Genomic DNA, 18455 nt, shown 5'->3' with positions numbered 1-18455 from the left:
GCTATAAATTTTTTAGCCGGACTAGGGATTGAGGAAGCAGAGGAGCGGAAGAGAACAACTTTCAACCAATTACCAATCACTAAAACTTATCCTTTAATCCGCGAATGCGGGCAAAGGTTTGTACAGGGTCATTACTGTTAACTGCTGACTGTAATGAGGGTTGTTCCCAACGTAAAAAGGGATTGGTGAGCTTTTCTACTCCCAATAAGGAAGGGACTGTGGCTATTCCTTGACTGCGCTTTGTCTTAACTTCGTCAAAGCGTTTTTGTAATTCAGTGTTCTCACTATCTACACTGAGTGCAAATTGTAAATTTTTTAAGGTGTATTCATGAGCGCACCAGACACGGGTATTTTCTGGTAAGGAACGCAGCTTAGTTAAAGATTCCACCATTTGCGCTGGTGTACCTTCAAATAAACGACCGCAACCACCAGCAAACAGAGTATCTCCGCAGAATAATTCTCCTGGTGTATCGGCTGTTTGAGGAGGGAAGTAGTAAGCGATGTGAGCGCGGGTATGTCCTGGTACAAAGATAACTTCAGCTACTCTATCAGTAAATTGGACGCGATCGCCTGGTTGTAAAAATACCTGTTGTCCAGGGATTCTGCCTTTATCTTCAGCGCCACCATAAACTTTTAGTTGGGGAAAGTTTTGGATTAATTGCTGGTTGCCACCTACATGATCATTGTGGTGGTGTGTGTTAAAAATTGCCACTAATTCTGCGTTTAGCTGTGCAAGTTGCTTAAGTACTGGCTCGGCTTCTGCTGGGTCAACAACGGCGGCGATATTTTTTTGGCTGTCGTGTAATAAGAAGATGTAATTGTCTGAAAGTGCGGCCAAACGAATCACCTGCATAATCTTTATCTCCGTAGCCAGTCAATATTTTTAGTCTATTAGCGATCGCTAATTCTGGTCATTAACTTAAGCTTGAGACAAGCCATATAAAATACCAGGATTTTATTTTTGCTGTTTCACTTTTTATAAACCATGATATTATACAACCGTAATTACACTGGAAGTGTAATCGGAAATTATAAATATACTCATTATTTATCAGTGATAATTCTCTGGGAGGAAGTATAAATGTAAAGTTAGATTAAATGTGTTCTTTTTTGCTCCCAAAATGCCGAAAATCTATAAATATACAGATATTAACTTCTATCTTTAATTATAAGTTTTGATGAAGTTGCAATATTTTCTACGTATCTACTTTTTAGCCAGAGGAGTAGAGTCTCATTTCCAGATAAATTCACCACTATAGGAGAATATATGACTACTGACTACAGATACACTTACACCAGTGTTTATAGTCAAACAGAAACTACAGTTAAGCAAATCGTAGATAGAATCTTACGTTCCGGTAAAATGAGTCCCCAAGACCATGCTTTGCTAACATCTGCCGTTTTTAATCATCATGATATTGATGAACAAGAACGCCGCCAAATTAATCGGATTTTTGACCATATTCAGACAGGGCAATTAAAGCTAATTAACTGGTAGTATAAAAATTTATTAGTAGTATCTTCATAAGGGTAGGCTATGTTTCCCTATTATGATTATCTTGATGAGTATTGCCTACCCTAGATATATTTCAAACATAAAGTATAAATCCCAGACCAAGACTTATCATTAGTATCAGGACTTAGTTAAATTATCACAACAAAATTGCATCGTGAATCTACAGGCTAACAAATCCAAGCTAAAAGTTTCCATAGTTGTCAGCGACTTATCCAGTGCTGGAGCAGGAAGATGGGGAGGCGGTTCTGTACGTTCTTTTCTTTTAGCTCAAGCCCTACAAAAGCTAAACTATCAAGTTGAAATTTTAGGATTTGTCTTTGGCGAAGCAGCAGTGTTTCCCCAATCAGAAATTCAGATTAATCAATTCATAGGCTATAACTATCCAAAATTTTTAGTTTCAGCCAATCAACTCTTGAAGAGAATTGATGGTGATATTATTTATGCGATGCGACCTAAACCTACAACATTAGGTCTATCTTTATGGAAAAAAATCAGTACTCGTCAGCCAGTAATTCTAGATATAGATGATTGGGAATTAGGTTGGCACGGTGGAGAAAACTGGCAGTATCGCCCTTCATTAAAACAACTTTATCGAGATATTTTTAAGCCGGATGGAGCATTACGCAATCCTGATCATCCTTTGTATTTAAAATTGGTGGAAGGAATTGCGCCAAAAGCTAATGTAGTTACTATTCATACCAAATTTTTACAAGAACGCTTCGGTGGTGTATATATACCTAATGGTAAAGATACTGATTTATTTAATCCTATTAACTACAACGCAGAAGAAAGCCGAGCTTGTTATGGGTTATCCGAATACAGAATTTTAATGTTTCCTGGCGCACCCAGACCATATAAAGGTGTGGAAGATGTCTTAATGGCGTTAGACATTCTTAATGAGCCTGATTTGAGACTAGTGATTGTTGGTGGTAGCCCTTATGATGACTATGATGCTCAACTGAGGGAAAAATGGGGACGTTGGATTATCCAGTTACCAAAATCTCCACCAACGGAAATGCCCAAAATTGTAGCTGCTGCTCACATTATTGTTGTTCCCCAAAGAAATACACCAGCAGCTTTAGCGCAGTTTCCCTTGAAACTAACTGATGGGATGGCCATGGCCAAGCCAATTCTAGCCACAAGAGTGGGGGATATTCCCGAAATCGTTGGGGAAACGGCTTATTTAGTTGAACCGGCTTGTCCTGAGGAAATAGCAACGCAAATTAAGTTGATATTTGCAGATTTGGATGGAGCGAGCGATCGCGGTCGCCAAGCTAGAATAAGATGTATAGAAAAGTACAGTATATCTGCTATGGCAACTACTCTACAGTCGGTTATTGCTAATTTGTAAGTATAAATAGATATTGCTGGCAAATAAAAGGAGAAATTAATGAATGCCTGGATACTTTATGTTAAAAATGACTCTAGTGTTACCCTCATAAACTAAATGCTTACCAGACGCATCTTACTAAAATTTGCGAAACCCTACCCAGGATTAATTCTACTGACGATAATATTAGGATTTTCTGGAGCTTTATTTAATGGGATTAGTACAGCACTGATTGTACCAGTAATTTTACGAATAGTAGGACAACCAGTAGACTTGAAAGGCGCTCCGGGTTTGCTCAAAGCCATTATGACCCCATTCGATAATGTGCCAGAAAATTATCGGATTGCCGCAATGGCGGGAGCAATCATCTTGACAATTGCCTTAAAAAATTTAGCCACATATACCAGCACACTATCATCAAGTTCTCTAACTCGCAGACTGACTGCGGATATGCGAGAGGCAGGCATCGATTTATTACTCAATATTGATATAGATTATTACGCCAAAACCAAAGTTGGTGACTTAATCAATCGTTTGGGAGGTGAAATTGGCCGTGCCGCTAGTTATGTAGGCAATATCATCAAATTAGTTATTCTCAGTATTACAATTTCTGTTTTTATCTGTCTATTACTATCAATATCTTGGCAATTAACTATCATGGCGGCAATCTTGCTGTCGCTGGTAACCTTAGTCAATCAATTTGCAATTAGCCGTTCTCGCAAGTTTGGCAAGATATTAAGTGAAATGTCGAAAGCCTACTCCATTGCTGTGCTAGAAACTCTCAATGGCATTCGTCTTGTCAAGACCACAGCGAATGAAAGAAAAGAATTTAATAGAATTAAACGGCTAATCCGTGAGCGCGAATTGGCAGACTTTAAAGCTCAGATGAACTCCAACGCCATCACTCCCTTAAGTGAGTTTTTGGGAGTTACATCTTTGCTGATAATTGTGCTGTTAAGTAAAACTTTTTTCGCTGATCAAATTAGTACGCTTTCGGCTGTTCTCTTAACATATTTACTCATATTATTACGTCTGCTACCCCTAGTTTCCCAACTCAATAGTCTCCGGAGTAGCTTCGCTAGCATGAATGCTAGTGTGGACTCAGTAAATGACCTACTCAGATTAGATGACAAACCATTTTTAACCAATGGAAAAATTGCCTACAACGGCTTACAAACAGGGATCAATTTTAAATCTGTTTCCTTCACTTACCCTGGTCATGATAAGCAGGTACTTAAAGATGTAACTTTAAAACTACCCCGTGGCACAACATTGGCACTAGTAGGAGGATCAGGCGCAGGGAAATCTACATTGGCAGACTTGTTACCCAGATTTTATGACCCAACTGGTGGTTGTATTACTTTAGATGATGTAGACCTGCGTGAGTTTGATATCAATTCTATACGTAAGTGTATGGGGGTTGTTAGCCAAGATACCTTTCTATTTAATAATTCAGTGCGAAATAATATTGCCTATGGTAAACAAGAAGCCACAGAAGAAGAGGTTGTAGCAGCTGCTAAACGGGCAAATGCCTACGAATTTATTAGTAAACTGCCCCAACAATTTGATACGATGATTGGCGATCGCGGTGTCATGTTATCGGGAGGACAAAGACAAAGATTAGCGATCGCTCGCGCTCTTTTACAAAACCCTGATATTCTGATTCTCGACGAAGCAACTAGCGCTTTAGACACCGTTTCGGAACGTTTGGTACAAGGAGCGCTAGAAGAACTCAGCCGCGACAGGACAACTCTAGTTATTGCTCACCGCCTGTCTACAGTCCGCAAAGCCGACCAAATCGCCGTCTTAGAGCAAGGAAAAGTCGTAGAGGTGGGAACCCACGAAGAGCTACTACAAAAGGGTGGTTACTACTCACGCCTTTATGGAATGCAGTTTAGCAATAATTCTGAAACTACCAATAGAACCAATCAAAGCTTATTGCGAATTTCCCATGAAATCCGTACACGCCTCCACTCCATGATTGGTGTCTTACGCTTGTTATTGGATGATGTTACAGACAATAACCAAGAACACCAAGAACTGATTGAAGACTCATACAAGTCAGCATTTAAAATCATCAATACTCTAGACATTTTTGAAGATACTCTACAGCAGCAAGTCTATTATTTATCTACGTCACTATCAGAGGATAATCAAAATAACAATACCCTGCTCGAACACCTGAAAAATATCAATGAATTTCGGATACAGTTTAACAACATATTAGTTTCTTTGCGGTCATTAACTGATAGCACAGGAGAGTTAGAACAAAGTGAGTATTTATTGTTAAAAGAGTCTCTAAATGTGTCGATGAATTTACTCGATTGTTTGGAAAATGTTGAAACAGGCATTTTCTAAAACGCTCACAGAATTATTTGCCCTAAAGTAAACAATGAAAAATAAATATATTTTCTATAGTAGAATAATCTCCCAGAAACCAGATACGGCTCACGAAATTCATGACGTTCTTTGTGCTAATGGCGCAGCTAATTTAGGATATTCCTCTGTTTTAGTATATCCAGAAGCTAGTCGAGGTTCTGGGAATACATTAGATTTACTTAATCCTTTCCAACCAAAACAGCCAGATCAAAGTTTTGTAGATTTTTACGATGTGCAAGATAAGCTAAAAGTGGCATCTTTACCAATGCCCTGGCCGATTGATTGTGTAGGGGGTAAATTTACAGCATCTAGTACAGTGGTAACGCGATATTATTTACCATTTCATCTCCTAAAATATACAAAAATCGTTCACACTAGAGACTGGAACTTTGTCCAAGCAGCAATAAAAAACCGCATTCCCACTATCTACGAACGCCACTACTTCCAAAAGGAAAAAGTTCCCAAAGCCATTGCTGAAAGTCCATTTCTACAAGTTGCTGTCACCCAATCAGAAATTATTAGACAAAGTTTAATTGAACAGGGATTTCCCCCAGAGAAAGTTGTTTGGGTACATAACGGATTTGATCAATCATTCTTATTAAGACAATCGGAGCAAGCCACAGCATGGCGCAAAGAATTACTCAAAGATGAACATCAGTCTCTAGTGGTTTATTCTGGCGCTTTATACCCTTTTAAAGGTATTGATGTTTTAATTGATGCAGCCAAAGAATTACCACAAGTTCAGTTTGCTATTACAGGCGGTAAGACAGAACAAGTGACAGCTTATCAACAATTGGCTAAAGATAAACAAGTAGAAAATGTCAAGTTTCTAGGTTGGATATTGCCTCGCCAACGCTTAGTCAGTTTATTTCAAGCTGCTGATATTTTGGTTCATCCCCACTGCTCTGGCAAGTCTGCTAATTTCACGAATCCTGTGAAATTCTTCCAATACATGGCTTCTGGAACTCCCATAGTAATTACAGAAATTCCTCCGTTAATGCTTTTTAAAGATATGCCTTTAGCTGCTGTGTGGTGTGAACCTGATAATCCTTACCAACTGGCTAAAGCACTGAAACAAGCATTAGAAATTTATCCAAGAAAAATAGAAGGTTATACAAATAATATTGCATTAGCTAAACCATTTTCCTGGGAAAATAGAGCCGAAAAAATCCTCAGTTACGTTGATGAATCTTTGCGTCCCCCACTCATAGCTTAAATTCAAAATTAAATTATAAATTAATGAATATTGGCTCTATGGATATAAAGAAAATTGGCATGATTACCAGCTACCGCAATCTAGCAAAAAGAGCAGATTGGCTGTGGCAACAAACACCCCAACAATTTGGTATTTGGCAGAATATTCAAATACAAGCACTGTCAGGAAAACCAGATTTTCTGTTAATGTATCAATTTGATTTTCCTAAAGATAATCAGCAAACATCTTTGATAGATAAGCTAAAGCGCAAACTACAAAATCCACAAATCAATGTTGAATCTCTACTCAGGAATGTTCCCAAAGAAAAAATTATTTATCTATTACGCGAACCTCCCCTAGATGAGATTGTAGAGAAAAATAAACGCTATTATCAAGAAGCACAAAAGTATTGCGGTTATATTTCTGGCCCTGATGATTTTGCTCCTAAGCCTGATTATATGCCGGCAATTTGGTATCATAACAACTCATTTCGGGAACTAAATGAAATGCCTGTCCCCGAAAAAGTATTTCCTTGCAGTTGGATAACTTCTGGTATTAGTCGGACTGTTAACCATCGTCGCCGATTAAGATTTTTGGAATTACTACAAGCTAGCGAAGTTAAGTGTAATTTATATGGACGTGATTTACCTATATGGGCAAAATCATTAGGAGAATTGGGTAACAAGTGGTATGGAATGGCTCCATATTATTACAACTTATCAATTGAAAATTATGCCGACAACGATTGGTATGTGAGTGAAAAATTATGGGATGCTCTGTTGGCGTGGTGTTTGCCGATTTATTATGGTGGGCCAGCCGCAGATAAGCTATTACCCCCAGGCAGTTTTTTACGCTTACCCAGTTTGGATGAAAAAGGTATTGCTTACATTCAAGAAGTGACAGCTACCCCTGATGCTTGGTATGCTGCCAAGGATGCGATCGCCGAAGCCAGACAAATTATCTTACACAAGTTAAACTTACTCAACTGGTTGTCAGAATTCGTTACTCAATTTTCCTAGACAGTGTTTGATAAATCTTATTAATCAATGGTGAGTAATATATGGATGGTATTTGTACCCTTGCAAATGATCGAGTTTACGACCAGTTAATTGCTCTACTGAATAGTATTGAAGCAATTTACGGGACACAAATGCCTGTTTGCATTTATCCCTATGACAACGATACAACGGAAATTGCTGCGGAAATTGCCCGTCGTCCTCATGTGCAGCTTTATGATCATCAAGAGTCAATCAAACAATGGGATGAATTTGTTTGTCGTGTTTGGGATACTCATCCTACTGCTAAAACACATTGGCAAAAAATTAGTGAAGAGAAATATTTTCGAGTTGGTACTCATCGCCGTTTCTGTGCCTTTGATGGGCCTTTCGACCGCTTTGTCTATATGGATGCGGATACATTATTAATGAGTCCCTTAGATGCGGTTTTTCAGCAACTAAATCACTATGATTGGGTAGTTCATGACTTCCAGTATAAAGATTTATCTCATGTTTATGATATTAATTCTCCCAAATTGACAAAGTTATTTACCAAAGAACAATTACAAACAGAGATATTTTGTTCAGGATTTTATGCTGCTAAAAAAGGGTTATTTACTGCTGAAAAACGAGAAATTATTCTAGATAAACTGGCTCAGGGAGAAGCTGAAGTCCTTTATGATATGGCTCCTGACCAAACTGTACTTAATTATATGGTTATGCGGTTAGGCATTTCTAATTATAATTTCGCTCGCAGTTTATCCCATCAAGAAAAAACTGGTTGTTGTGTAACTTCTCCCCATTTTGAAGCGCGAGATAACATTTTATATGATAAAGGTAATCGACTCACATATATTCATTATATCGGGCTAAGATCAGCTTTATTTAGACAAGTTTGTGCTGGAGAAAATCTTGACTTTCCCTATCGAGATGTCTTTTTGCATTACCGCTATTTGCATGAACCGAACCAACGGCCACAGTTCACAACAAAGCCAAAAGTTATCAAGACTTATCCCAGTCTAGGTCAAAGAATTTTAAAAAAATTAGGTTTAACAGTGTGAGGTGAAAGATATGAGCCGGGGAATATATATTATAGCTAACGATAAAGTTATTGATCAGGCGATCGCACTACTAAATAGTATCCGATTACATGACGCGGATACGCCAGTTGTGATGATTCCCTATGATGATAATTATCACAAGATAGCAGACATTCTTAAGCAAAATTATGGAGTCCAACTTTATGGTGATTTAGCTTTTATAGACCAACTTTCTCAAAGATTACACGAAACTTTCGGTGGGCGCTTCTTTGCCCGTCCCAATCAATTTCGTAAGCAGGCTTGTTGGTTCGGCCCATTTGATGAATTTTTATATATTGATACTGATATTGTTGTCTTTGAAAAAATCATTGATAATCTTAACTACCTTGAGTCAGCAGATTTCATTTGCTGCGATTATCAACATTCTGGAGGGATAAAAAACGTTTTTACATCTAAAGTTATAGAAGATAAAGTGTTTACTGAGGCAGAAGTTAAAGATATATTTAACGGTGGTTTTTGGGGTTCTAAGAAAAATTTAATATCGGCAGATGATTTATTTGCCACTTTTAGCGAGTGTGCAGCCCACCCCGAATATTTTGACTTTTCACAAAAGACTTCCGATCAACCAATCATCAATTATATGTTGCTCAAGCGCATTCCACGGCGCTTCAACATTGTGCGCCGGGAAGGTAAAGCACCAGGTAATTGGGCTGGTTCTTCTCACTTCCAAACTCAAGGTAACTTAGTATTTGATCCTCATATTAATCAACCTCTGCAATATCTGCATTGGGCTGGTATTCGTATTCAACCAGGTTGTCCCTACTGGGAAATATGGGAACATTATCGAAATCTGAATCCCGCTTTACCGGCAATGACAATACCTACACCAGCAAAACAAAGCCAGTGGGAAAAAACTTTGAACCGCATCAAAACTCAATTAAGGCAGCTTACAAAGTAGTTGATATTAAAGCCAAAAAGCCGGATTTTAGAGGCTTTTTGACTTTAACAATCTATGATAATTGATAAACACCAAACTCTTTTCTAATAGATGAATTTATCGGTCTAAACTTTAGTGCTTCTTTGAGGAGGAAAAATATCTTATTTTTATTTTCATTGTGTATACTTGAGAAACCTTTCTGATAAATATTTTCTCCATTGCCAATAATATAAACAGCGCCGATAAATGGTAGTTCTTCTATTACCAGACCCTTCCTAATCATAAACTCTGGTAACTTTTTATGTGCGATATAAAGATTTACTAAATCTTCAGGATACTCATCATCTTTGCTAGGTAAATTGCAGGTATCGAACTTTAGAATATTACAAGTTCCGCACCAAGAGTGAAAATGTGATTTTCTATAGTAAATAAACGCACTTTTCTCCTGATAAACATATCCTTTATTCAAATACCAGCCATTAACATTTGGATGCTGATTTGTAAACTCAGCAATACGCCCACTAAGACAATCATCAGCATCAACGATCATGACATGAGTTGGTGAAAAATGCCGGGCATACATCAACCCTTTAATGATTTTTTTTCCTTTATCTTGCCTTTGTTGAAGGATATTGCGATCAGGTATGGGAAAGTCAACTTCAACATAATTAACATGAGGATGGTTAAACTTTATCTCCGGCTTTTCATGACAAACAACAACTACTCTAAAGTTAGTATCAGTTTGTTCACAAATTGAGCGGAGGCATCTCTCAAAGAGTTGAGAAACATTCTTCCAAGATTTAGCAACTTGTTGGCTTTTTAAAGGTATTACAAAAACAAGCATAAAATTGACTTGTAAGAAATATTACTTGCGAGGGACGGGAACCCAACATACTTCACTCAATAGAGAGCTTAAACCCGTCACTTCGGTAATAAGTAATTTCCCTATTAAGTAGGTAGACTTAGATAAATATAACTATGTTCTACCATCGATTCCCGTAGGTATCGCAATTACATCTTACATTTAATCACGCATAACTACTTACGTATTACTAAATCTTCATCAATTTGTTAAGTACGGATGTTGGTTTTTGCTAGTCGTCTAAGAGACCATTTATAAAGTAAATCTTAAGTAGGGTGTGTTACGGCTATGAAAGAATTTGGGATTTAGAGACAAGAAAATTTAGCCGTAACGCACCTTCCATGAGGCGGTGCGTTAGGCGCAATGATAGTTATTTTGTGAACAATCATCAGGGAAATCAGCGCCTAACACAACGCCAGTTACTACAACGGAGGGAACCTCCGCAACGCACTGGCTCCTCTACAATAATTTTATTTTTTCTTTATAAATAACCTCTAAGGCAAAGTATCTAAGTCTAGTGATTTCATCCCTTGGCGTTCTGCAAAAGTTAACATACTACCTAATTGCAACCAAACTAATAGACAAGTCAGCAAACTGAGAGGTAAACCAATTCCTAAAGCTAGAGAACCAGGAAAGCCAAATATTTCTAAGCCAGAAGATAAAAATAAACAAGTACCACTAGTTATCCCTAAAAAGGGTACGGACAAAAGTTTTTTTAATGATGAACTAGCTTGAGAATTTTCGACGCTATTGACTTGCCACTTCTGCACTACTAATTTAAGTGTCCCAGATAAGGCAATACCGGAGGTTACTGCTACGAATAGACCTAAAAGTAGTAAGAAATAGGGTGGTTGTAAAGGATAATAGTACATGAAAACTACCAATGAGAATTAATGAAATTTTTTAAAAATGTCAGAAAAGTAGATTTTTAATTTTTTGATTGGGCTTCATCAAAAAATCCAAAAGAAGTTGCCTTAGGTAAAATAGCGGCAACACCTTCTCTAGATAAATCTGTGAGCAAACCGATCGCCACATTTAATATGCGATTTGGTTGGAGGTCATCTTTCACCAAAGACCACAGGCGTTGAACTTCTTCTGTGTGCAAGCGGTCATCTTCTGTAAGTGCTAACACCAACTGGCGGCGGAGAAATTGACCTTCATCAGACAAGAGAAATTGCAAACCCATTCTGGCTGTGGGTAACACATCAAAATTGTTATCACTGCGAGCGATCGCAATCAAATTCTCCAAGCGTTGCCACTGAAATCTACCATCTTTGAATAGCACATTCAGCAACCGCCTTCTTAATTCGGGTGATTCTCCAGTTAGTAACCGTCTGGCTACGTAAGGATAACCCACATCCACAATTTTGAAATTGGGATTAAGGCTCAAAGCAATCCCTTCTTGTGTCACGAGAGAGCGAATAATTAAAGCAAACTTGGCAGGAACTCGGAATGGATACTCATACATCAGTTCCGAGAACTGATCTGTGATGGTTTTAAAGTTAAAATCGCTGACATTTTTACCAATGGCATTTCCTAATACTGTTTCCAATGCCGGAATGATAGGAACAATATTAGTATCTGGAGTCAGAAAGCCTAAATTGACAAAATCTAAGGCTAAATCACTATAGTCTTTGTTGACTAGATGCACTAGTGCATCTACCAAACTTTCTTTACTCTTTTCTTCCAACTGATCCATCATGCCAAAGTCAATATAAGCCATACGACCGTCAGGCATGGCAAATAAATTACCTGGATGGGGATCTGCGTGGAAAAAGCCATATTCCAACAACTGCTGCAAGCCTGAGGTGACACCAATACTGATAATCGCTTCTGGGTCTAAACCAGCTTTGCGAATACTTTCAGTATCTGTGAGCTTGAAACCATTAATCCACTCTAAAGTTAAAACCCGACTGGTAGTAAAGCGCCAATAGATACTCGGTACTTTTACTTGGGAATCATTACGGAAGTTGTGAGCAAATTTTTCGGCGTTGCGACCTTCATTCAAGTAATCGATTTCTTCAAATAACTTGATACCAAACTCATCCACAATCAAAGTTAAGTCATGACCAAGGTTGAGTGGTAGCCAAGGCGCTAACCAACTAGCAGCCCAACGCATCAAATAAAGGTCGAGGGTGAGGGTAGGACGCAGATGAGGGCGCTGTACTTTGACCGCGACTTCCTCACCACTAATTAAACGTCCCCGATAGACTTGACCCAAACTAGCGGCGGCAATGGGAGCAGGGGAGAGTTCGCTATATACTTCTGAGATGGGTCTATCTAACTCAGATTCAATAATGTGATAAGCGATCGCATTATCAAAAGCTGGCAATTGGTCTTGCAGCTTGATGAGTTCTTCTAGGAAATCCTTACGTATGAGGTCTGGTCTAGTGGAGAGAGCCTGACCAACCTTAATAAAAGTAGGACCTAAACGGGTAAGTAGTTGTCGCAACTGGGTAGCTCGTTTTCCCTTGTTCTGCTCTACTTGATTTTGCCATTCATCCCACTTCAAACCCAAAACAAACATGGCAAAAGACCAAGTTATTTTGAATAGCCGTCCCCATGCTAGCCAGGGACGAAAACGATAGTAACGAGCGATCGCATCGGGATTGTAGCGCTTTAGCTGACCAGGTTGATACTGACCCACGCCTTTGTCTGCCTCTTCTTCTGGGAAATTTACAGTGTCCTTTAGTGTGTTGACCCGCAAGTTGTTTGCTAGTCGAAGGTAAGGGTAGTTTTCTGTGAAAAAAAACTATTAATCTTGATTTTCGGGCTTGTTCGCGGCTATGCTAGCTTATTGAACTGCCCAGATATTTCTATCTTTTTATTAATTATACTTTATAAAACTACAACTTCTTCACTGTTATTTACAATCTCAGTCTGGGAAGACTATCTTCAAGTTATATTTTTTACGCACTTCGCAGCAGAATTTCATCATGGGTGTGCAGATAAATCGCTGATTCTAGTTTTCTAAATATAGATAGCAATGTGTTAGCTCAACAGGCACAAAGGACGACTATCACCTGAATTTTGCGGCTTAGTGCGTAAGTTATAGCTTAGTTCCCTTAATCAACTTCTCTAGGCTAGATTCTGATGAAATTGTTTTCCTTCTGGAAATACCGCAAGCGTCAATTACGTATATTTGCGGTAATAATAAGTATTGGATTGACTATTTTCTCTACAACGTCAGCTACTAATAGTCAAACAGTTACAAGAGATCCTTGGCTATGGCCATTTTCCACCACATCAATTTGGAATATGCCCATAGGCTCAGACGCTAAATATATACCAGCAAATATTCAAAAGGCTGGTTGGTTTGGACCAGATCGAGAGTATTTTTACAAGTTAAAAGCTAGTGATCCTTTACGCCCAGTCTATTCTCCTGGTAGCTGGACTAAAAGGTGTGCTGGTACGAATTATATGAACATATCTCTACCTGTTCCCAATAGTTTAATCATTCCCGACGCTACCTTAACTCCCTATAGTACGCCGAACAATGCCTCCGCTTTTTTGATGCCAGATGGTAAAACCTTAGTACAGCTTGAGCCGTTAGCTCGTTGTCAAAAGAGTGGGCCAATTTACGGTTGGCGCTATTACCCTGATTTGAGTTTATCTGGTCAAGGCATAGGTGGAGCGCATTTTGGATCTGGACTTTCTTCTATTGGCGGTTCAATTCGTAGAGGCGAACTGACTAATGATCAACCAATTCGCCATGCTATCAAGTTTGTCCTTTGGGGGAAAAAATACTTCTATTATTCCAGTAGTCTTCCTGGGTATCGCTGGCCAGCAGACCGAGCTGACAACGCCGCCGCCACTAATTATGGTGGGAAAAACCCTGCACTTGTACAAGGAACCTTACTAGCAATTCCGCCATCTGTCACCGAATCTAGTCTGCAATTACAAACTCCAGTTGGCAAGAAGCTTTTTCGTGCATTACAAAATTACGGTGCTTATGTTGTTGATGATGCTGGATGGGACGGTCATTATATAGCAGTAGAAAAAGGAGTTCCAGAAGAGTTTAAAACAAAATATGGTTACAGTTTCGAGGCTTCATCTGGCACTTTTTACAACGACATCATGAAGCTATATCAGGCAGTTTACATCGTGGATAACAATAGCCCGACTAGCATAGGTGGAGGTGGTGCTACAAGACGCGCACCTCTAGCACCACCATTACCAAGCTAGATAAGCTATTACCCTTTTATGGTTTGTTGACAGTTGATGGTTAACTGTCAACTGTCAACAGCCAACACGAAAAAATGTTCAATTTAAACCAAAGACATCTGATTACTGTTTAACAGTCTGGGATTTAGCCTCTAAATTTTCTAGACGGCTTTTGAGTTCTTGGTTTTGTTGTTTGAGTTGGTCAAGTTCCTCCCGTAATTTTCGTAAAGCGTTGTCTGTACCGATGTTTTTCTGCACATTAGCCAGTTCTTCTTCGGCGAAACGGCGCACACGGCCATCGGCTGTTTGGTCAGCAAGCGATCGCAATACTCCCATCGCCTTTGGTGTCTCCATTTGCCCTAATGCAGCAACAACTGACATCAGAGTTAAAAAGAAGTGTTCTTTGGACAGTTCCCCTAGCCTGGCAATAATCCGTTCTAAATTCACTGGAGTTTGACCAGGGGAAATTTTGCCTAATGCCCGAATTGCTGCCAGGCGTAATGGTTGGGGTACACCGAGTTTGGTGTATTCAAGGATCAAATCTAATGCGGCTTCTGAGGTTTTGAGTTCAGCTAAACCGCCGATCGCCCCACTGCGGACTACTTCATTCCAACCAGCCCTTTCTTCTAAAACCGATTGCAAAAGCTTGATAGCCTTTTCTTCTTTGGATTTATCATCAAAATTAATGGCGGCGATCGCACCTAAAGCCAGACAAGCTGACGACTCTACGTAGTAACTAGCATCACCATCTTTGACTACACCTTTGACAGCCTTATAACTAGGGCGAGTTTTGATTTTTGCTAGTGCTTGCACCACTGCCCGCCGCACATAAGCACTTTTATCTGCCAAACCCTCAACTAATCCATCAAAAGCTTGGTCTAGCTTAATTTCTGCCAACTGTTTCGCCACTTCCACCCGTACACCCCAAAATGGTTCATTTTTCAGAGATGCTGCTAAGGCTTTAGTCGCTTCTAATCCGCCTTTTTTCGCCAAAGCCGCCGCCGCATATATGCGTGAAATTGGGTCAGGGTCAGATGCCAACTGTGCTTTTAACTCTGGGATGGGATATTCTAAAGACACGGTTTTCAGCCAGTGATTTCCCACGTCAAAGCTGATGAAATCTGGCTTATCTGTGAGTGGGAAGTAAAAACTTTGTTCCCGTTCATGTACCCGCACCGTGAAAGTTTGCAGTTTTGCTGCTGCTGTTTGGTTATAGCCAAAACCAATGGGGATTCTCAGGTCAAATACATCTTTATCCTTATCTGCGGGGACTTGGGTTTGGGTGACTGTCACTTTGGCTAACTTCGCTTCCCCGTCCCAAGAATAAGCCACTTTAAAATCAGGATGACCACCACGATAAACGTATTGGTCAAACAGGAAAGCTAGATTGCGTCCAGTGGCTTTTTCAATTGCCCGGAGTAAATCTATTGTCTCTACAGTTTTGTGAGCATTATCCTGGACAAAGGTTTGCATTGCCTGCCAAAATAAGTCCTCTCCCAATTCCGCCCGAATCATGTGATAAACACAAGACCCTTTTTCATAGGTGTGGCGGTCATAAAGTTCAATGGCTTCTCGATAAACGTGCGTTACCATCGGTCGGCGGTAGCGCCCGCTATCTTCACTCAAGTAACTCCGGGCTTCTAATAGTCGGTAATATGCGGCTTCTTCAGCGCTATATTCCTGTTCAGTCCACATCACTTCAGAGTAGGAAGCCATACCTTCCTTAATCCAAGCATGAGACCAATGTTTAATCACCAGCAAATCACCAAACCATTGGTGTGCTAGTTCGTGAACCACCAAACTTTCAGTGTTGCGATTATCTAAAGCGGCGCGTTCATCTAGCAAACATCGATCTGTTAATAAGGTGGTGGAAGTATTTTCCATACCCCCAAAGATAAAGTCGCTGACGCAAACTTGGGCATATTTGGGGAAAGCATAGGCGTAACCATACTTTTCACTCAAAAACTCAATCATTCTCGGAGTTTTGCCCATGCTGCGTTTAGCATCTGCCTCTCGTCCCTTTTCTACATAGTAGGTGACTGGTTTACCGCGCCATTCATCCCGGATTTCTGCAAAGTCGGCAACGGCGAGGGTCATCAAGTAGGTAGGATGAATCTGTTGTTGTGACCAGTGATAGATTTTATGCTTGCCGTCTTCTTGAGTGTCAATCAGTTCACCATTAGAAATCGCCATGAGAGATTTAGGAACGCGCACCCGAATTTCTGAAGTAGAAAGTTGTCCTGGGTAGTCGAAACAAGGAAACCAGAAGCGGGAGTCCTCATCTTCGCCTTGAGTCCAAACTTGAACGGTTTTATTTGGGTAGTGTGAATCTGGTTGAATGAAGTAGATACCGCGCTGGGGTTTTTCCACAGCATAGGCGATCGCAATTAATATCCGTTTGCCAATCTCGGTTGGTTGGGATAGTTGAATTACCAACTGTTCGCCATCATAATCAAAGTTCTGCCCTACCTCATCCACCTGTACAGATCGAATTTGCAAGTTAACCGCATCCAAAGTTAAGCGATCTATACCGTTGCGGATAGGCAATAAACGAATACTGCAACTACCTTCGTAACTTTGCCGAGGAATATCTAAGTTCAAATCTAGGAAAATATGCTCTACTTGTCCGGGGCGATCGGGGTTATAGTGTGGCCTAGCTCCGGGTAGTTCAAATGATTTATGTCCGTTACTATCTTGGTCAAAAGAATAAGAGTGTGGCATTGATGCTAACTGACCTTTTTATTTTGAAGATTTTAACTGAGTATATTTTTCAAAAATAACGCTCTTTGGTAGATTTCCCAAATTTAGCAATTAAAAGTGTCTACCTACAAGTGCGGCAAAAACCCAAGGCTGTCCATCTGCTGAACTTGCCCACTGGGCTTTATATGGGTTTAATTTTTTCCAATCTCATCCCGGATGTTTCACCAATTCTTGCAACCTGTTTCAGTCCAGTAGGGTTTGTTAGGTCAGCCCTACACTTATTTCCTATTTTTGAATTTTGAATTGTTAATGTCGCTAGAATTAGGAGACAAAAATATAGTTTTGAGTCCTCTGGCAGAATGTTATTACAGGAATCGCTGAAATCTCAAACTAAAGATGATTATCGTCATCTATCTCATGATTACTCTTTGGTTCGAGCAGTACATACTGCTGTTAAGGGTAGAGCAAGATTTAAGGTGAAGGGGTTGCATGGTTCCCAAGAGCTTAAAAGATATATCGAATTACGCTTATTAAGGATAGATATCATTACCCAAGTGAGTGCTAATCATCTCACGGGTAATGTGTTGGTAATTTTCGATCCAAATTTTAGCCCAGAAGGTATTGCCTCTCTCCTACAAGATATTGTTTTGGATTATAGAAGCGTCTCGGTTAATCTCAGCCCAATTGCAGATTCGTCCACACAGAGCATCATACCGCCGCAATTAGAGAATCTTAACACTCAAGTTATTCTCGGAGCAGCTACAGCCACTACCTTTGCTTTTAGCGCTGGACTGCTATTTAAATATGGTCTAGATGAAAGGATTTTGCTAGAGCTTCAGAGGCTGCACAATCCCCTACTTGATCTGACCATGCAGTCTATCACATTTCTCGGTGAGCCATTACCCTTTTTATTAATTTCCTCCGGGTTAGGTTCCTATCTCTGGCGCTACAATCGCCGTCGAGAAGCAACAGGCTTGGGTATAGCTACAGTAGGTGCAATAGGTCTAAATTTTCTGTTAAAAGAGCTTTTTGGCAGGGCGCGTCCCGCCTTGTGGGATTATCTAGTGAATGCGATCCACTATAGTTTTCCTAGTGGTCATGCAATGGTTTCTACCGCCGTTTATGGTTATATCGGCTATGTGTTAGCCAAAGAATTTCCTCAATGGCGCAATCAGATTTTCGCCTCAACGGCTGCTTTAATTTTGGCAATAGGTTTTAGCCGGCTTTATTTAGGTGTACATTGGCCTACGGACGTGTTAGCTGGTTATGCAGCAGGTTTATTGTGGTTAATTGCTTGTATTGTTTACTTAGAAAAGTGCTGAGTTAGGATTTTTGCC

At 39.8% G+C, this 18455-nt stretch carries 14 protein-coding genes; 9 read left to right on the top strand and 5 right to left on the bottom strand.

The annotated features are described in order from the left end of the window. Positions 1-79: 79 nt before the first annotated feature. On the bottom strand, positions 80-853 hold the full coding sequence (gloB, locus tag GSQ19_RS06805; RefSeq protein WP_011317214.1) for a hydroxyacylglutathione hydrolase: 774 nt from the start codon (positions 851-853) through the stop codon (positions 80-82). Between the two features lie 414 nt (positions 854-1267). Here gloB and GSQ19_RS06800 point away from each other — a divergent pair, with 414 nt between their 5' ends. From GSQ19_RS06800 to GSQ19_RS06770, 7 genes are all read left to right on the top strand, one after another. Further along, complete coding sequence (locus tag GSQ19_RS06800) at positions 1268-1498, top strand: hypothetical protein (protein ID WP_011317213.1); 231 nt, start codon at positions 1268-1270, stop codon at positions 1496-1498. Between the two features lie 172 nt (positions 1499-1670). Then, positions 1671-2867, top strand: coding sequence for a glycosyltransferase family 4 protein (locus tag GSQ19_RS06795; protein WP_011317212.1), 1197 nt, complete (start codon positions 1671-1673; stop codon positions 2865-2867). Positions 2868-2963: 96 nt separating this feature from the next. Next, a complete protein-coding gene (locus GSQ19_RS06790) occupies positions 2964-5204 on the top strand; it encodes an ATP-binding cassette domain-containing protein (protein ID WP_011317211.1) in 2241 nt (746 codons plus the stop codon). A gap of 34 nt (positions 5205-5238) precedes the next feature. Continuing rightward, positions 5239-6441, top strand: a complete 1203-nt coding sequence (locus GSQ19_RS06785; RefSeq protein ID WP_011317210.1) for a glycosyltransferase — start codon at positions 5239-5241, stop codon at positions 6439-6441. Between the two features lie 23 nt (positions 6442-6464). Then, on the top strand, positions 6465-7439 hold the full coding sequence (locus GSQ19_RS06780; protein ID WP_011317209.1) for a glycosyltransferase family 10 domain-containing protein: 975 nt from the start codon (positions 6465-6467) through the stop codon (positions 7437-7439). A gap of 41 nt (positions 7440-7480) precedes the next feature. Continuing rightward, on the top strand, positions 7481-8476 hold the full coding sequence (locus GSQ19_RS06775; protein WP_011317208.1) for an Npun_R2821/Npun_R2822 family protein: 996 nt from the start codon (positions 7481-7483) through the stop codon (positions 8474-8476). A 10-nt stretch (positions 8477-8486) separates the two neighbouring features. After that, positions 8487-9413 carry an Npun_R2821/Npun_R2822 family protein gene (locus GSQ19_RS06770; protein ID WP_011317207.1) on the top strand — a complete coding sequence of 309 codons (927 nt, stop codon included), beginning with the start codon at positions 8487-8489 and terminating at the stop codon, positions 9411-9413. Positions 9414-9465: 52 nt separating this feature from the next. Here GSQ19_RS06770 and GSQ19_RS06765 read toward each other — a convergent pair whose 3' ends face one another. The 3 genes from GSQ19_RS06765 to GSQ19_RS06755 all read right to left on the bottom strand — a co-directional run bounded on the left by GSQ19_RS06765 (position 9466) and on the right by GSQ19_RS06755 (position 12901). Next, positions 9466-10236 (bottom strand): glycosyltransferase family A protein, encoded by a 771-nt coding sequence (locus GSQ19_RS06765; protein WP_011317206.1) that lies wholly within the window; start codon positions 10234-10236, stop codon positions 9466-9468. 512 nt (positions 10237-10748) lie between these two features. Further along, positions 10749-11126 carry a hypothetical protein gene (locus tag GSQ19_RS06760; protein WP_011317205.1) on the bottom strand — a complete coding sequence of 126 codons (378 nt, stop codon included), beginning with the start codon at positions 11124-11126 and terminating at the stop codon, positions 10749-10751. A 56-nt stretch (positions 11127-11182) separates the two neighbouring features. Further along, positions 11183-12901: an ABC1 kinase family protein gene (locus GSQ19_RS06755; protein ID WP_041456584.1), complete on the bottom strand. Its 1719-nt coding sequence runs from the start codon at positions 12899-12901 to the stop codon at positions 11183-11185. A gap of 446 nt (positions 12902-13347) precedes the next feature. Here GSQ19_RS06755 and GSQ19_RS06750 point away from each other — a divergent pair, with 446 nt between their 5' ends. Next, positions 13348-14439, top strand: coding sequence for a hypothetical protein (locus tag GSQ19_RS06750; RefSeq protein ID WP_011317203.1), 1092 nt, complete (start codon positions 13348-13350; stop codon positions 14437-14439). Positions 14440-14541: 102 nt separating this feature from the next. Here GSQ19_RS06750 and GSQ19_RS06745 read toward each other — a convergent pair whose 3' ends face one another. Then, positions 14542-17139, bottom strand: coding sequence for a M1 family metallopeptidase (locus GSQ19_RS06745; RefSeq protein ID WP_011317202.1), 2598 nt, complete (start codon positions 17137-17139; stop codon positions 14542-14544). A gap of 338 nt (positions 17140-17477) precedes the next feature. Here GSQ19_RS06745 and GSQ19_RS06740 point away from each other — a divergent pair, with 338 nt between their 5' ends. Then, positions 17478-18440: a phosphatase PAP2 family protein gene (locus GSQ19_RS06740; protein ID WP_011317201.1), complete on the top strand. Its 963-nt coding sequence runs from the start codon at positions 17478-17480 to the stop codon at positions 18438-18440. The last annotated feature ends 15 nt before the right edge of the window (positions 18441-18455 follow it).

It is taken from the genome of Trichormus variabilis 0441 (assembly GCF_009856605.1).
In the GTDB taxonomy this organism is placed as follows: domain Bacteria; phylum Cyanobacteriota; class Cyanobacteriia; order Cyanobacteriales; family Nostocaceae; genus Trichormus; species Trichormus variabilis.
Note: the sequence above shows the minus strand (reverse complement) of the source record. Positions and strands in the feature narration are given on the sequence as shown.

Bases quoted from the DNA above. Each gene is read 5' to 3' on its own strand.
- GSQ19_RS06775 (WP_011317208.1), top strand. From the start codon at position 7,481: ATGGATGGTATTTGTACCCTTGCAAATGATCGAGTTTACGACCAGTTA.
- GSQ19_RS06800 (WP_011317213.1), top strand. From the start codon at position 1,268: ATGACTACTGACTACAGATACACTTACACCAGTGTTTATAGTCAAACA.
- GSQ19_RS06790 (WP_011317211.1), top strand. From the start codon at position 2,964: ATGCTTACCAGACGCATCTTACTAAAATTTGCGAAACCCTACCCAGGA.
- GSQ19_RS06760 (WP_011317205.1), bottom strand. From the start codon at position 11,126: ATGTACTATTATCCTTTACAACCACCCTATTTCTTACTACTTTTAGGT.
- GSQ19_RS06780 (WP_011317209.1), top strand. From the start codon at position 6,465: ATGAATATTGGCTCTATGGATATAAAGAAAATTGGCATGATTACCAGC.
- GSQ19_RS06750 (WP_011317203.1), top strand. From the start codon at position 13,348: ATGAAATTGTTTTCCTTCTGGAAATACCGCAAGCGTCAATTACGTATA.
- GSQ19_RS06740 (WP_011317201.1), top strand. From the start codon at position 17,478: ATGTTATTACAGGAATCGCTGAAATCTCAAACTAAAGATGATTATCGT.
- gloB (WP_011317214.1), bottom strand. From the start codon at position 853: ATGCAGGTGATTCGTTTGGCCGCACTTTCAGACAATTACATCTTCTTA.
- GSQ19_RS06770 (WP_011317207.1), top strand. From the start codon at position 8,487: ATGAGCCGGGGAATATATATTATAGCTAACGATAAAGTTATTGATCAG.
- GSQ19_RS06785 (WP_011317210.1), top strand. From the start codon at position 5,239: ATGAAAAATAAATATATTTTCTATAGTAGAATAATCTCCCAGAAACCA.
- GSQ19_RS06765 (WP_011317206.1), bottom strand. From the start codon at position 10,236: ATGCTTGTTTTTGTAATACCTTTAAAAAGCCAACAAGTTGCTAAATCT.
- GSQ19_RS06745 (WP_011317202.1), bottom strand. From the start codon at position 17,139: ATGCCACACTCTTATTCTTTTGACCAAGATAGTAACGGACATAAATCA.